Annotated in this window: 13 protein-coding genes and 1 pseudogene; 10 read left to right on the top strand and 4 right to left on the bottom strand. The window is 61.2% G+C overall.

The genetic code is table 11. The annotated features are described in order from the left end of the window. Positions 1-236: 236 nt before the first annotated feature. The 5 genes from QRN31_RS00070 (at position 237) to QRN31_RS00050 (ending at position 5,626) form a co-directional block, all read left to right on the top strand. Positions 237-2,240 (top strand): aminotransferase class I/II-fold pyridoxal phosphate-dependent enzyme, encoded by a 2,004-nt coding sequence (locus tag QRN31_RS00070; RefSeq protein ID WP_285429399.1) that lies wholly within the window; start codon positions 237-239, stop codon positions 2,238-2,240. 27 nt (positions 2,241-2,267) lie between these two features. Further along, positions 2,268-3,050 carry a transporter substrate-binding domain-containing protein gene (locus QRN31_RS00065; protein WP_285429398.1) on the top strand — a complete coding sequence of 261 codons (783 nt, stop codon included), beginning with the start codon at positions 2,268-2,270 and terminating at the stop codon, positions 3,048-3,050. Between the two features lie 154 nt (positions 3,051-3,204). Then, complete coding sequence (locus tag QRN31_RS00060) at positions 3,205-3,918, top strand: ABC transporter permease (RefSeq protein ID WP_222587538.1); 714 nt, start codon at positions 3,205-3,207, stop codon at positions 3,916-3,918. 5 nt (positions 3,919-3,923) lie between these two features. Then, positions 3,924-4,622 carry an ABC transporter permease gene (locus QRN31_RS00055; protein WP_285429462.1) on the top strand — a complete coding sequence of 233 codons (699 nt, stop codon included), beginning with the start codon at positions 3,924-3,926 and terminating at the stop codon, positions 4,620-4,622. Continuing rightward, positions 4,622-5,626 carry a DMT family transporter gene (locus QRN31_RS00050; protein WP_285429397.1) on the top strand — a complete coding sequence of 335 codons (1,005 nt, stop codon included), beginning with the start codon at positions 4,622-4,624 and terminating at the stop codon, positions 5,624-5,626. The genes QRN31_RS00055 and QRN31_RS00050 overlap by 1 nt, the downstream gene beginning before the upstream one ends. Here the strand turns inward: QRN31_RS00050 and QRN31_RS00045 are convergent. Next, positions 5,585-6,070, bottom strand: a pseudogene (locus QRN31_RS00045) (TetR family transcriptional regulator C-terminal domain-containing protein); the annotation flags it as partial. The gene QRN31_RS00050 and the pseudogene QRN31_RS00045 sit on opposite strands and share 42 nt — an antisense overlap. 173 nt (positions 6,071-6,243) lie before the next feature. Between QRN31_RS00045 and QRN31_RS00040 the strand changes: the two are divergent. Next, positions 6,244-7,260: a M14 family metallopeptidase gene (locus QRN31_RS00040; RefSeq protein WP_285429396.1), complete on the top strand. Its 1,017-nt coding sequence runs from the start codon at positions 6,244-6,246 to the stop codon at positions 7,258-7,260. 89 nt (positions 7,261-7,349) lie between these two features. Here QRN31_RS00040 and QRN31_RS00035 read toward each other — a convergent pair whose 3' ends face one another. Continuing rightward, positions 7,350-8,315, bottom strand: coding sequence for a Dyp-type peroxidase (locus tag QRN31_RS00035; RefSeq protein ID WP_285429395.1), 966 nt, complete (start codon positions 8,313-8,315; stop codon positions 7,350-7,352). 138 nt (positions 8,316-8,453) lie between these two features. Here QRN31_RS00035 and QRN31_RS00030 point away from each other — a divergent pair, with 138 nt between their 5' ends. From QRN31_RS00030 to QRN31_RS00020, 3 genes are all read left to right on the top strand, one after another. Beyond that, entirely contained in the window at positions 8,454-8,834 is a 381-nt protein-coding gene (locus QRN31_RS00030; protein WP_222587533.1) for a RidA family protein, read from the top strand. A 184-nt stretch (positions 8,835-9,018) separates the two neighbouring features. Further along, positions 9,019-10,368 (top strand): GntT/GntP/DsdX family permease, encoded by a 1,350-nt coding sequence (locus QRN31_RS00025; protein WP_285429394.1) that lies wholly within the window; start codon positions 9,019-9,021, stop codon positions 10,366-10,368. A 141-nt stretch (positions 10,369-10,509) separates the two neighbouring features. Further along, on the top strand, positions 10,510-11,835 hold the full coding sequence (locus QRN31_RS00020) for an OprD family porin (protein ID WP_285429393.1): 1,326 nt from the start codon (positions 10,510-10,512) through the stop codon (positions 11,833-11,835). Positions 11,836-12,345: 510 nt separating this feature from the next. On the opposite strand, the gene QRN31_RS00015 is transcribed toward QRN31_RS00020, so the two are convergent. Together QRN31_RS00015 and QRN31_RS00010 are read right to left on the bottom strand one after the other, a co-directional pair. Continuing rightward, positions 12,346-12,603, bottom strand: coding sequence for a DUF6555 family protein (locus tag QRN31_RS00015; protein WP_285429392.1), 258 nt, complete (start codon positions 12,601-12,603; stop codon positions 12,346-12,348). Positions 12,604-12,789: 186 nt separating this feature from the next. Next, the gene (locus tag QRN31_RS00010) at positions 12,790-14,505 is read right to left on the bottom strand and encodes an amidase (RefSeq protein ID WP_285429391.1); all 1,716 of its coding nucleotides are present in this window, start codon (positions 14,503-14,505) and stop codon (positions 12,790-12,792) included. A gap of 299 nt (positions 14,506-14,804) precedes the next feature. On the opposite strand from QRN31_RS00010, the gene QRN31_RS00005 reads away from it, so the two are divergent. Continuing rightward, positions 14,805-15,227: a DUF1801 domain-containing protein gene (locus QRN31_RS00005; RefSeq protein ID WP_285429390.1), complete on the top strand. Its 423-nt coding sequence runs from the start codon at positions 14,805-14,807 to the stop codon at positions 15,225-15,227. The last annotated feature ends 156 nt before the right edge of the window (positions 15,228-15,383 follow it).

Here is a 15,383-nt window from a genome sequence, read left to right as displayed (position 1 = left end):
TGAGGCGTCCTGCTGTCTACGTTGCTGTCGAGACGGGTGACGTCCATCGGCGTTGAGCTGAACCGCGCTCAATGACTGAAAAACGCCGCGACTGTCGTAAAAACGACCTGTTTACACCGAACGCGAAGCACTGTGACTTTTCTGTTGAACGACTGTTCAGCTTCGACTATGTTGATGACCACCTCCCCGGCTGGTAGCGCGGGCTTGCGTTTCTTCTATTCGAACGAGGCACTGGCATGCGGTTTTCACCTTTTGTTGAGCGGATTTCAGGCGACGGTGTTGCCGCTTGGGATATTCACAATGCAGCCTTTGAAGCCCAGCGCCGGGGCGAGGATGTGATCATTCTCAGCGTCGGCGACCCGGATTTCCCCACCCCTGATTTCATCACCGATGCCGCGATTCATGCGCTGCGTGAGGGCGACACCCACTACACCGAAATTGCCGGTCGGCTGGCCTTGCGCGAAGCCATTGCGGCGCGCTACAGCCAGCTGTTCGACCGTGACCTGCAAGCGTCAAACGTGATCATCGCGGCAGGGGCGCAGAACGCGCTGTTCATCACCTCGATGTGCCTGCTCAATACCGGCGACGAAGTGATTGCCCTGGACCCGATGTACGTGACGTACGAGGCCACGCTCAAGGCGTCGGGCGCCACGCTGGTCCGTGTGCCGTGCTCGGCGGACGAAGGTTTCAGGCTAGACGCCGCTGTGTTGGCCAAGGCCATCACCCCGCGTACCCGGGCGATTTTCTTCTCCAACCCGAACAATCCCACCGGTGTGGTGCTCAACCGCGAAGAGCTGCAAGCCATCGCCGAACTCGCCATCGAGCATGACCTGTGGGTGGTGGTCGACGAGGTGTATGAGAGCCTCGCCTTCGAGCGTGAACACCTGAGCCTGGCGGCGTTGCCGGGCATGGCCGAGCGCTGCGTGGTGATCGGCAGCCTGTCCAAATCTCACGCGATGACCGGCTGGCGTACCGGCTGGATCGTCGCCGATCCAAGCTTGGTCGCGCACGCCGAAACCCTGGTGCTGAGCATGCTTTACGGCTTGCCGGGGTTCGTCATGGAAGCCGCGCTCAAAGCGGTGCAGGCCCATGCAGACGTGACCCACGGCATGCGCGAAATCTATCGCCGTCGCCGCGATTTGGTGGTGACGAGCCTGTCGGGCTGCCCGGGCATTTCGGTGCTCAACCCCGACGCCGGCATGTTCGTGCTGGTGGACGTGCGCGCTACTGGGCTGACCTCCCTGGAATTTGCCTGGCGCCTGTTGCGCGAGGCGCACGTCTCGGTGCTGGACGCCGCCGCGTTTGGCGAGCCGGCGCAAGGCTTTGTGCGGCTCTCGTTCACCCTCGGTGAGGAACGACTGGCCCTGGCCTGCCAGCGCATCCGCGATTTTGTCCTGGTGTTGCAAGGCGAAGCGCCACGGCCGGTGATCAGCCGTGTCTCCTGCCAGGCGACGGTTGAACCGGTCGCCGCCAAGACCATGATCGAAGTCGACGGCCTGCATAAACGCTTCGGCAATATCGAGGTGCTCAAAGGCGTTTCCCTGACCGCCCGCGAAGGCGATGTGATTTCGTTGATTGGCGCCAGCGGCTCGGGCAAAAGCACCTTGCTGCGCTGCATCAACATGCTCGAAGTGCCGGATCAGGGACGCATTCTGGTGGACGGCGAGAGCATCCACCTGAACTTCGACCGTCCCGGCGCGCCGCTGGTGTCGGACGCCAAGCAACTGGTCCGGATTCGTTCGAGCCTGGGCATGGTGTTCCAGAATTTCAACCTCTGGCCCCATCGCACGGTGCTGGAAAACCTCATCGAAGCGCCGACCCAGGTCCTGCGTGAAAGCCGTGCGGAGGCCACTGAACGGGCCGAAGCCTTGCTTGAACGCGTCGGACTTGCGGCCAAGCGCAACGAGTACCCGGCGTTTCTCTCCGGGGGACAGCAACAACGGGTGGCCATCGCCCGGGCCCTGGCCATGCGGCCCAAGGTCATGCTGTTCGATGAACCCACCTCGGCACTCGACCCGGAACTGGTCGGCGAAGTGCTACGGGTGATCCGCTCCCTCGCGGAAGAAGGCCGGACCATGATCCTGGTGACCCATGAAATGGCCTTCGCCCGCGATGTCTCTTCCAAAGTCGCCTACTTGCACCAAGGCCTGATCGAGGAAACCGGTTCGCCGGATGAAGTGTTCGTACACCCACGCAGCGAGCGTTGCCGACAATTCGTCAACGCTCATCAGACTCGCTAATACATCATAAAAAGACGGGGAAAAATCATGGGAAATCGACGTTTGGCAAACTGGTTCTCGGGCGTGGCCTGCGTATTGCTGGCCGGGATGAGCGCGGCCCAGGCCCAGCCGATCAGGTTCGCGGTCGCGGCCGAACCGTATCCGCCGTACACCGAGAAGCAGGCCAACGGGGAATGGAAAGGCTTTGAAGTCGACCTGATCCACAAGCTGTGCAGCGAAATGAAAGCCGAGTGCGAGATCAAGGAAGTGGCGTGGGACGGCATCATTCCTTCGCTGTTGTCGAAGAAAATCGACGTGATTTTCTCCTCCATGTCGGTGACCGAAGAACGGGAAAAACAGATCGCGTTCAGCAAGGCCTATTACGATTCGGTGGTCGCGCTTGTCGGGCCGAAGGGCACGTCAGTGAAAAAATACCCGGATGACCTCAAGGGCAAAACCATCGGCGTGCAGAACTCGACGGTGAGCGCCAGCTTCCTCAAGACCTACTATGAAAAGATTGCCGACGTTAAGTATTACGACACCCAAGATTCGGCCAACGCCGACCTGATTGCCGGCCGGATCGACTTGATGATGGCTGACGGTACGGCCATGGCTGCCTTCGTGCAGACACCGGATGCCAAGGACCTGGCGTACCTCGGTGCGGTTCCGTACGACCCGATCTTCGGCAAAGGTGTGGGCGCCGGTCTGCGCAAGGACGACACCGAACTCAAGGCCAAACTCGACACGGCAATCACCTCCTTGCTGGCCAGCAAGGACTATGACGACCTGTCCCAGCACTACTTCGGCACCAGCGTGAAACCGGCGTTCTGACCTCAACAGTGATCCTGTGTCAGATGCAAAACCTGTGGGAGCGAGCTTGCTCGCGATGAGGGCATGACAGTCACCATCAGAGGTGACTGAACCTCCGCTATCGCGAGCAAGCTCGCTCCCACAAGGTCCGGTGGTGCTTTAACTGGAGAGTGAAATGCCGGCAATGTTCGATTTGATCAATTTCAGCGAACAAGGATGGGGCGGTGCGCTGTTGAAGGGGCTCTGGATGACCCTGCAGATATCGGCCGGGGCCTTCGTGGTCGGGCTGTTCATCGGGTTGGTGGTGGCCTGTCTGAAACTGGGCGCACCCAAACCGATCGCCGCACTGATGCGCAGCTACACCACGTTGTTCCGTGCCGTTCCCGAGTTGCTGCTGATCCTGCTGCTGTACTACGTCGGCTCCATGCTCCTCAATTCGTTGATGGCGCAGCTGGGTTACGGCGCGGTGAACGTCAGCGGTCCGCTGGCCGCCATCGTCGTGCTGGGGCTGGTGCAGGGGGCCTATGCATCGGAGATTTTCCGCGCGGCGATCCAGGCGATTCCCTTCGGCCAGATCGAAGCGGCGAAGGCGTTTGGTCTGAGCGGTTTTGGCCTGTTCCGCCGTGTCACGCTGCCGATCATGGCGCCGTATGCAATGGCCGGGATGGCCAACCTGTGGATCAACCTGATCAAGGACAGCGCATTGATCAGCGTGGTCGGCACCAACGAGCTGCTGTACACCGCCAAGCAAGGCGCGGGTTCCACGCGTCACTATCTGTTGTTCTACCTCACGGCCGCGGCGATGTATTACGCGGTGACGCTGGTGTCCAACTACCTGTCGGGACGGCTTGAGCGACGCATCCGTCGCTGGATGCCTTTGGCTGAGTGAATGAAATGATTCCAGCGTGGATAGTTGAATACGCGGCGCTGTTGGGCCGAGGGTTGCAAACGACCATTACCATCCTGTTGATTTCCAGTGCCTTGGGGTTTGCCCTGGCGGTGCTGGTGGCACTGGCGCGGATCTCGAAGAACACAGTGATCGCCAAGGTCAGTCTGTTCTACACCAGCGTCACGCGGGGCACGCCGTTGCTGATCCAGATCTACATCTTCTACTACGGGCTCGGCAGCCTGTTTGCGCAGTTCCCGCTGATACGCGGCAGTTTTCTCTGGCCTTACTTGCGTGACGGATATTGGTACATCGTGTTCGCCCTGGTGTTGTCGGTGGGCGCGTATGTGGGCGAGGTGATTCGTGGTGGCCTGTTGGCGGTGCCCAAAGGCGAGATGGAAGCCGCCTCGGCGTTTGGCATGACCCCGCGCCAGTCGCTGCTGCGGGTGCGCTTGCCCCGGGCCCTGCGTTTGCTGTTGCCGACCCTGGCCGGGGAGACCGTGATGTTGCTCAAATCCACGGCACTGGCCTCGACCATTGCGATTGTCGACCTGCTGGGTGCGGCCAACGTGGTGCGGGCGCAAACCCTGCAGGTCTATGAGCCGCTGCTGCTGGTGGCCGGTGTGTATGTCTGTCTGACGTTCCTGATCGAAGCACTGTTTGCCTTCGCCGAACGGCGCGGGACGCCCGTGCGCAGGTCGGTGTAATGAGTGCGTCAGGGGTGGTCGACCGCTCGTTGCAAGGCATTGGCCTGTGCACCCTGGGTTACGCGTTCCTGGCGTTGCAGGACGCGGTAATCAAGTGGCTGGTGGCCGACTATTCGGTGGTCACCATTTTGTTCTGGCGCGGCCTGGTGGTGGTCCTCGCCTGTCTGTTGGCCGGGCGCCTGCGCCTGGTTCAGCGGGCCTGGCGCTCGCCAAGCCGACGCTTGCTGGTGGTGCGCGGCTTGCTGTCGATAGTCGCCTGGCTGCTCTACTACACGGCTGCCCGTGACCTGACGCTGGCGGAGATGACCACCTTGTATTTTTCCGCACCGATCATGGTCACGGTGTTGGCGGCAGTGATACTCAAGGAGCGCGCGAGCGGCTGGCAGTGGTTCTCCCTGATCATCGGTTTTGTCGGGGTAGTCATCGCCTGTCGCCCGGGCAACATCACCGATCCGTTGCCAATCGTGCTGACGCTGCTGGCGGCGATGTGCTGGGCATTCACCTACATTCAGTTACGCCAGGTGGACGAGCAGACATCCGTGCTGGAGCAGATGCTGATCACCAACGTGGTGTTTGTGCTGTGCATGGCCATCGCGCTGCCTTGGACCCACACCCCGGCGCCGACCCCGGCCTGGCTGGGGATGCTGGGTGCCGGGTTGGTCGGGGGCATCGGTCAGTTCCTGTTGTTCGCCAGTTTCCGACGAGCCACCGCGACCTTGCTCGCACCGTTCGAATACACCGGGCTGATCTGGGCGTTCCTGTTGTCGAGCCTGATCTGGGGCACGCTGATGGACGTGTCGCTGATGATCGGTGCCGGGCTGATCGCGGTCAGCGGCACCCTGGCGATGATCTTCGGACGCCATGCATCACAAGACGTCGTCGGTGCTGAATGCTCCGTGTCGCAACCCCTTTATCCAGCAACGGCAGATGTGCAGGCCGTTGGCGGGGCTGAAGGTTTCGGGGTTCAGGCACCACTCGATCCAGAGTCCGTCGAGCATCGCTGACAGTCCGATGGCCGCTAGGCGGGTGTCGTGGATCACAAAACCTTCGCTGGCCGCCATGTCATCCAGCAATTGGCGGAGCAGGTCGAGGTAGGCGCGGTAACTTTTTTCGTGGGACTGGCTGACGTGTTCGGAGTGACGAATCAGGCTCCAGAACACCACCCAGACACCCAGCAGTTGCGGGTCCATGACCCGCGGCGAAAAAGACCCGGTGAGAAACGCGTCGATCTTTTCGGCCGGAGTGCCGGCCTGCTGGATTTCCTGGAGCAGAGCGGTGGTCAGCTCGCTGGCGATCTTCTGGTAGGTGTCGGCGATCAAGGCATCGATGCTGCCGAAATGATGGTTGAGCAGGCCCACGGACACCCCGGCCTCGGTGGCGATGCGGCGCACGGAAATCCCGGCGTGCCCGTCACGGGCCAGGCAGCGCAAGGTGGCGGCCACCAGCATTTCGCGGCGTTCGTCGGGCTCGGCGCGGCGGTTCTTCGGCGAGGGGTTTGTCACAAGGAATTCCTTGGGTGCGGTGCCTGGTTGGCGAGCTTAGTTGAACGTGCGTTCAATCACCAGTTCCGGCCGTGGCGATGCTTCGGTTTTTAACGTTTCATGACGGGGAGGGCGGGCCAATGGCGCAGGATATTTCGTTCAGTGTGCGCAACAACAACGGAGATGCGGTGCCGGTGAGTGCCTGGCGTTTCGAAGGCGACGGCAGCGGGCCGACAGTGCATTTGCAAGCCGGGGTGCATGCCGATGAAATTGCCGGGATGCTGGTGTTGCACCGGTTGATGCAGCGCCTGGAAGTGGCCGAGGCCGAGGGCCGGCTCAAGGGCCGGGTGACGGTGGTGCCGCAGGCCAATCCACTGGGCATCGGGCAGTTTCGCCAAGGGCGGATCCTGGGGCGTTTTCACGACGCCACCGGGCATAACTTTAACCGCGCTTTCGATCAGTCGGCCGCGCTGCAACGGCCGTCGACCAACGTCCAGGAATGGCAAAAAAGCCTGGTGCAACTGGCGTCCACGGCAGACCTGATGCTCGACCTGCACACCGATGACGAGGCGCTGCCCTACCTCTACGTACACCGCCGCTTCTGGCCCCGTGGCCGGCAACTGGCGGCGGCGCTGAAGATGGACGTGGCGATCATCTGGGACGAGGGCGGCGATGGCTCCTTCGAAGAAACCATCATTGCCCCGTGGCTGCGCGATGGCGTCACCGACGGGCGCATGGCCGCGACCCTGGAGTTGCGCGGACAAGGTGATGTCAGCGATCGCTTTGCCGAGCAGGATGCCCAGGGTTTGTACGTCTGGCTGTGCAGTTGCGGGGTCATCGACGAAGCGCTTGCACCAGGCGACTGGCCCGTCGAGGCGATGGAAATGGGCCACATGGAAACTATCCTCGCGCCGCAGCCTGGCGTATTGATCTTTGAAAAAGAGCTGGGGGATTTCGTCGAAGAAGGCCAACGGTTTGCGCGGATTCTGCGCCGCCCCGGCGATCCGTCTTCCGAAGTGGTGCTGGTGGCCGAGCAGGCTGGACGGATGGTGACGCGCTATCGGGATCGGCTAGTGTCCCAAGGCATGGTGGTGGCGAAATTCACCGGCAGCCGAATGTCGCTCCACTGGAACGGCGGGTTGCTGGACCCGAACTAGCCGAAACGGCCCTCCCGCTGAACACGCCAGATTCTCTAAAGACGTCAGCGGCGGCCGTCAGGCATATTGCTAATGACCGACGGTCGCCCTTAAGGCTCACGGTCAGCCAGCGCTTCCAGCAGGTCGGCTGAAGGCACGAAAAACAGACCCCCCGTCACCGCCGTGCTGAAATCAAGCAAGCGGTCATAATTGCCTGGCGGCCTGCCGACGAACATGTTTTCGAGCATCAGCTCCAGAGGGCTCGGCGAGCGCGCATAGCCGATGAAGTAGGTGCCGAATTCGCCCGCGCCCGGCCGGCCGAATGGCATGTTGTCGCGCAGGATTTTCACTTCTTGCCCGTCCTCGGTGATCGTAGTCAGGGCGCTGTGGGAGTTGGTCGGTTTCACCGTGTCATCGAGTTCGATGTCGGACAACTTCGTACGACCGATAATCCGTTCCTGCGCTTCGACCGTCAGGGTGTTCCAGGCCGTCATGTTGTGCAGGTATTTCTGCACCAGCACATAGCTGCCACCGCTGAACGACGGATCTTCACTGCCCACTATCGTGAAGTCGACCGCCTTGCGCCCGACCGGGTTTTCGGTGCCGTCGACAAAGCCGATGATGCTGCGCATGTCGAAATAGCGAAAACCCTGCACTTCATCGACGACCGAAATCGCATCACCCAAGGCGGCGATTATTTGCGTGGCCAATTCGAAACACAGGTCCATCTGTTCGGCGCGGATGTGCAGCAAGAGGTCGCCGGGCGTTGCCAACGCGCGACGTCCCGCCGGACCGAACTCGCGAAACGGGTGCAGCGCGGCCGGGCGCGGGTTGCCGAACAAGGTGTCCCACGCGGTGGCGCCAAAGCCGCAGACGCAGGACAAATTGCCCGAAGGAACGCGTTTGCCCACCGAACGCACCAGGCCCGCGACGTCGCCACACCAGGCCCGCACGCGGCTGGCAGCGTCATCGCCCGGCGCTATCGTCGCCACGATGAAAATCGCACTTCGGGTGATGGGGCTATCGACCGGTTGCGGCTCCGGCGTCGGGTTTTCCGTAGGCGTCAGCGTTGTCATGGAGCGTTTCCTGTTCTGCAGGACGAGGTTGAAAAACAGTAGCAGAGAATGGCGTCGAGGCAGCCACGGCGTATGAACTGTAAACTGTCCGCGCAAAAGGCGTTGACCGCCCCTTCACCCCTCAAGCAAGAGATCCCCATGGCAAACCAAGACATCACGTTCACCCCCGATCCTGACGCGGATTCCATCTCTTCCGACGTTGCCGGTTTCGGTGGCCTGTTGGTCTCCACGCAGATCCCGACCCACGCCGATGGCAGCCTGGAACTGGGCGACATCACCTTGCAGAGCGAGTGCACGCTGCAAGCGCTGAAGGTCGCGCTGGAGCGCGCCGGCAGTTCGATGGACCGGGTGTTGCACCTGACCATCTACCTCACCGACATGGCCGATCGCGCCGCGTTCAACGAAGTCTATAAGCGCTTTTTCGCCAAGCCGTGGCCGGTTCGGGCAGCGGTGGGCGTAGCCGCGCTGGCCGTTGAAGGCATGCGCGTCGAAGTCACCGCGATGGCCGCCAAAGCCTGACGTTTGGGGTCAGGCGCGATGAAAATCCGCCTGACCCAATTTCAAAAACACCGACGGCTCATGCCTCTGTACGACAACCCTTATCCCTGCACGAAAATTAGTTTCGCCTCGTTTGAAAATCACGCCTCGAAATGTTTTATGAGTTTCACAACCCATTCGACGTGACCCTTTCGAGGAGTACCGCATGACCCTGTCCTTCGGCTATTGGCTGCTGGTGTATGCCGCCATCGCCATCATTGCGCTGATCGTTCTGATCGCCCGTTACCGACTCAATCCGTTCATTGTCATTACCCTGGTGTCCATCGGCCTGGCCTTGCTGGCCGGGATGCCCGCGTCCGGCGTGGTTGGCGCCTACGAGGCGGGCGTCGGCAAGACCCTGGGGCACATCGCGCTGGTCGTGGCGCTGGGCACCATGCTCGGCAAGATGATGGCCGAGTCCGGCGGTGCCGAGCAGGTGGCGCGCACCTTGATCGACCGGTTCGGCGAGAAGAACGCGCACTGGGCGATGGTCTGCATCGCCTTCCTGGTCGGCCTGCCGTTGTTCTTCGAGGTCGGTTTTGTGCTGCTGGTGCCGATTGCGTTCACCGTGGCGCGGCGCGTCGGCGTGTCGATCCTGATGGTCGGATTGCCGATGGTCGCCGGGCTTTCGGTGGTGCATGCGCTGGTGCCGCCGCACCCGGCGGCGATGCTGGCGGTGCAGGTCTATGGGGCGTCGGTGGGGCAGACGTTGATGTACGCGATCCTGATCGGCATTCCCACGGCGATCATCGCCGGGCCGCTGTACGCCAAATTCATCGTGCCGCGCATTCAACTGCCAGCGGAAAACCCGCTGGAGCGCCAGTTTCTCGACCGCGAGCCACGCGACAGCCTGCCGGGCTTCGGCATCACCATGGCGACCATTTTGTTGCCGGTGGTGCTGATGCTGATCGGCGGCTGGGCCAACCTGATCTCCACGCCGGGCAGCGGCTTCAACCAGTTCCTGCTGTTTATCGGCAACTCGGTGATCGCGCTGCTGCTGGCGACCTTGCTGAGCTTCTGGACCCTGGGCATCGCCCAGGGCTTCAACCGCGAATCGATCCTCAAGTTCACCAACGAATGCCTGGCGCCCACCGCCAGCATCACCTTGCTGGTCGGTGCCGGCGGCGGCTTGAACCGGATTCTGGTGGACGCCGGGGTCACCGACCAGATCGTCAGCCTGGCCCATGAATTCCACCTGTCGCCGCTGATCATGGGTTGGCTGTTCGCCGCGCTGATGCGCATCGCCACCGGTTCGGCCACGGTCGCGATGACCACGGCCTCGGGGATTGTCGCGCCGGTGGCCATTGGTCTGGGTTATCCGCACCCGGAGCTGTTGGTGCTGGCGACAGGCGCGGGGTCGGTTATCTTTTCCCACGTCAACGACGGCGGTTTCTGGTTGATCAAGGAATACTTCAACATGACCGTTGCCCAGACCTTCAAGACCTGGACCGTGCTTGAAACCATCATTTCAGTGGTGGCGTTCGCGCTGACCGTGGGTCTTTCTTACCTGATTTAACCCGAACACTCCGATCGCTTTCTTCAAGGCTCATGGTCACCCATCGAGCGCGTCATTGTGCGCGCCGATGTTGGGTGCCACTGGCGGATGGCGCTCGTTGAACAACAAAAAAATCATAAAAAAATCACCCTGGAGCACCGTATGTTTAAGCGAGCAATCCCCACCGCACTCTTGTTGGCCACCGGTTCCCTGTGCGCCCAGGCAGCCGACGCTGCCGGCCACGGTTTTCTCGAGGACAGCAAGGCCAACCTGTCGATGCGCACCTTGTATTTCAACAGCGATAACCGCGACGGCGCCGCCGCCCCCTCGAAAACGGAGGAGGCCGCGCAGGGGTTTGTACTGCGTTACGAGTCAGGGTTTACCCAAGGCGCGGTCGGGTTCGGGGTCGATGCACAGGCGTTGCTCGGTATTACGCTGGACAGCGGCACCGGGCGTCACAATGGCAGTGGCATGATCCCCACCGATGGCGACGGCGCGGTGGATGCCTGGAGCAGCTTCGGCCCCACCGCGAAGATGCGTATTTCCAAGACCGAGTTTCGCTACGGCACATTGCTGCCAAAACTGCCGATCCTGATTGCCAACGATGCGCGTGTCTTGCCGCAGTCGTTCACCGGCGCCCAAGTCACGTCGACCGATATCGATGGCCTGATGCTAACCAGCGGTGTGCTCGAACACGCGGTCGGTCGTGCCTCGACTGATCGCACTGGGCTTTCGGTGGCTGGCAGCACCCAGGACAGCAACAAGTTCTACTTCGCCGGCGGCGACTACAACGTCACCAAGGACCTGAAGGCGCAGTACTACTTCGCGCAATTGGAAGACTTCTATAACCAGAACTTCTTCGGCTTGACGCACATCCTGCCCATCGATGGCAAAAGCTCCTTCACCACTGACTTGCGCTACTTCCATACCACCTCGACCGGTGCCAACAGCACCGCTGCAGGTCGCGCACAAGGCTATCGTGTCTCGGGTTACACCGAAGACAACAACGGTGAAATTGACAACAACACTTGGGTGGCGATGATCACTTACGCCAACAGTGGTCACGCGGTGTCACTGGGGCATCAGCGGGTGGGTGACGGTAGCAACTTTGTTCAGCCTAACCAGGGCAGTTTGGTGGATAAGGGGGCGGGCGGTGGCAGCGTCTATCTGCCGACGGACCGCATGATTCAGAACTTTGCCCGTGCTGGCGAGCAGACCAATTTCGGTCAGTACAGTTATGACTTTGCACCGCTGGGGGTGCCGGGTTTGAAGGCGACTATTGCTTATCTGAAGGGCACGGATATCAAGGCGCGTAATGCCAGTGATCAGTCGGAATGGGAGCGGGATATGACTCTCGATTATGTGTTGCAATCGGGTGCGCTCAAGGGGGTTGGTTTCAGTGTGCGCAATGGTAAGTCGAATACTGATGCTGGGCGGAATGTTGAGCAGAACCGCTTTATCATTAACTACACGCTTTCGTTGTTGTAAGCCTTTGTGGGGGCATATCCGTTATTTGGGTAACGGCGGCTATTGGTTCCGCCCTGACGGCGGGTCACTTGGAAGAGCCTGCGCGGCCCGGCGCCAAGTAACCAAGCGCTTTTGCCCCTGACGTACGGTGCCTCGCTGTGGCTCGGCATTCCCTCACTCCGGTCCTGCTCCGTGGGCCCGCCGCCATCGGCCATCCATGGCCGGGGGCGGCTAACCCGGCATCCATGCCGGGTTGCCCACTGCGCAGAACCTGCGTTCGGCCTTCCGATGGGGCAGGTCAAGATCAAAAGCCAGATCAACAGCCAGATCAACAGCCAGATCAACAGCCAGATCAAGTGCAACAGCCAGATCAAGTGCAGAAGCAAGCTCAGCGCTGACGCAAGACTTTGCGAATCCGTGGACCTGTGGGAGCGAGCTTGCTCGCGATGGCGGCAGTACATTCAACATCATCGGCGACTGGTCCGGCCCCATCGCGAGCAAGCTCGCTCCCACTTTAGGCTAAGCATTTGCTCAAGGCGTTGAAGCCTCTGTCCAGTCCAGTGTTGCCGACGCGCGCCATTTCACGTCGGTGACGCCGTACCGTTCAGCTTGGGGTTTGGAGACGACCTTGAGTGGCGGTTTTCCGGGTTTCGGGATCGGCGCCAATCCGGCATCACAGCTTGCCCAGTGCCATGCGTGCGCGTTGCTCATTTCTTTCGCGCGGATGATGAAGGACTTCGGCTCTCCATGGAGCGTGTATTCGATGATGAAAAGGTCAGTGCGGTTCATGAGGCGCTCCTTATGCTCATAGACAAAGGAGTGAGCGCGTCAAAAAAAATTCAAAGTGTTTGTGCGGCATGTTCAGGTGTTTGAATCGTATTGTTTTTTTATCTTCAGGCCGCGCTGGCTGCGATGGGTCGATCCGGGAGGCTGCGCGACGGGGCTGGGGCCTGTGCGGCCCCAGTCCCGGCCGTTTTACGGATTGTTGCGCGGCAATGGCGGGGTGCGCGGCGGGATCATTCGCAGGTTACCCGTCGACTCGAACGCCGAGGCAAAGCGCAGCAGCGTCGAATCGTCATAGGCCCGACCGGCAAAGGTCAGTCCGACCGGCATGCCGATGTCCGGCATCACGCCCATCGGCACCGTGACCGTGGGCACGCCCAGGTGACGGATGGCGAGGTTGCCGTTGGCGACCCACACGCCGTTGCTCCAGGCGATATCGGCAGACTGCGGATCGACATCGGCATTCGCTGGCCCGACATCAGCCACCGTCGGGAACAGCACCGCATCGAGCTTCAACCGATCCATCCAGTCTTCAAGGTCGATGCGCCGCGTCTCTTCAAGTCCGCGAAGTCCGTCCGGCACGGTGCTGATCTGGTCCCACGGGGTGATACCGCGTTGGGCCATCTTCACGTATTCGTCCATGCCCGCCGCCAGGTCGTCTTCACGGTTGGGCAAAGTGCCCGGGTCGTGCGGGAAAATCAGCGGCCCGTCGACATCGGCCAAGCGGTTGAGCTTGGGATCGCCGTTGGCCCGCAGGAAATCATCGAACGCCCAGGCCGACAGGTCCCAAAGCTCATGATGCAGAAACTCTTTGGACACCAGGCCACGGGTGAATACGGTCGGCGCCCCAGGACGATCGCCCTCGCAGTTGGAGACCAGCGGGAAATCGACTTCAATCACTTCGGCGCCTGCGGCTTCGAGGGCCTTGCGCGCTTGTTCCCACAGATCGATCACGCTCTGGCGGGTGTGGATTTTCTGCCCCGTCGGTCCACCGATGCCAGGCGATTCGCTGGTGCCTGCATCCAGATCCTTGTTGATGTACATGCGCGGAACGCCGAAGCGCTTGCCGGCGAGTGCATCGGAGGTCGCGGCCAGTTCGGCATAGGAGGCGGGGCGCACCGAGGCGACACTCGGGATCGGCACCCAGGGTTGCATCCGCCACAGATCGCCACGGGTGTCGGGGTCATCCGCCACCACCACGTCGAGCACTTCCAACAGGTCGGCCATGGTTCGGGCGTACGGCACGACCACGTCCATCGTCGGGGTCAGCGGCCAATTGCCGCGCACCGAGATCACCCCGCGCGACGGCGTGTAGGCACACAGACCGTTGTTCGATGCCGGACCGCGTCCGCTCGACCAGGTTTCTTCGGCCAGGCCGAATGCGGCGAAACTGGCGGCGGTCGCGGTGCCGGCACCGTTCGATGAGCCCGACGCAAACGGCGCCGTCAGATAGTCAGCGTTGTACGGGCTCTCGGCGCGGCCGTAGACGCCGCGTTGCATGCCGCCATTGGCCATCGGCGGCATATTGGTCTTGCCCAGGCAAATCGCCCCGGCAGCACGAAGCCGTTCGATGGTGAACGCATCGCGGTAGGCAATCAGGTCTTTGAACGCAGGACTTCCGGAGGCGGCAGTGAGCCCCTTCACCAGATAACTGTCCTTGGCTGTATAGGGAATGCCATCCAGCGGACCGAGCGTCGCGCCCTTGGCCCGACGGTCATCGCTGGCTTGCGCCTCCTTGAGTGCGTCGGGGTTTCGAACCACCACCGCGTTGAGTGCGGTAGGCGTTTGGGCGGTGTCGTAGGCGTCGATCCTGGCGAGATAGGCCTGGACCAGTTCAACGGCCGTGGTCCGGCCGGATTCGAGCGCCGCGCGCAGTTCGGCAATGGAAACCTCGGTGACCTCGATCATGCTGCTACCACCGCTGGCTGAAGGGCGTTGTGGTCGATGTTTGCCTCGCGCCGGGTCTTGGGCTCAAGGGCATCGCTTCTCTCAAAATGGGTGTTCATATCAGTTCTCGTTGCACTGCATTACGCGACAGGGTCTGGGCTTAAACCTGAGCGCTCTATTTAGCACCAAGGCGGGCGCGGAGGGAATCGGTGTGATGATTTGGCGTGCAGGGATGCCGTCAGTCAGCGTTTCTCAAGCCTGGGGCGTGTGGTGACTATTCTCAATCGGGCAAAAATCTTCCTCAAGGAGTTGGCATTCACATGAAGAAGGTCGCAATGGTCGGAGAAGGGGACGATTCTGCTTCTCGGTTGATAGACGCAAGAATCAGCGAGTTGAATGACTGGCGGGGTGAGACGCTGGCTCGGGTCCGCTCGCTTATCCACCAGGCCGACCCTGATGTTGTCGAGGAGTGGAAGTGGCGGGGCGTTCCGGTGTGGTCTCATGCCGGGATTCTCTGTACCGGCGAGACGTATAAGCAGGTTGTGAAAATGACCTTTGCCAAGGGGGCCTCGCTTGAAGACCCTGCGGGGCTGTTCAATTCAAGCCTTGAAGGGAATACCCGGCGGGCTATCGATATCCATGAAGGTGAGCCGATTGATGAGGGGGCGTTGAAAGCGTTGATTGTTGCTGCTGTTGCGCTCAATACCTCGCGAACGACTGCTCGCGGTAAACCGCTCAAGTAAGCGCACCGTGGCCTGCGTGTTGGCTGGGATGCGTTGACGTGAGAAAGCCAGGTTTTGCCGTGATGCGGTTCACTTAAGGGGGGGGTAAATATCCATTTTTGGGTAACGGCGGCTATTGGTTCCGCCCTGACGGCGGGTCACTTGGAAGAGCGCCAA

The organism is Pseudomonas sp. fls2-241-R2A-110 (assembly GCF_030209165.1).
Taxonomy (GTDB): Bacteria; Pseudomonadota; Gammaproteobacteria; order Pseudomonadales; family Pseudomonadaceae; genus Aquipseudomonas.
Note: the sequence above shows the minus strand (reverse complement) of the source record. Positions and strands in the feature narration are given on the sequence as shown.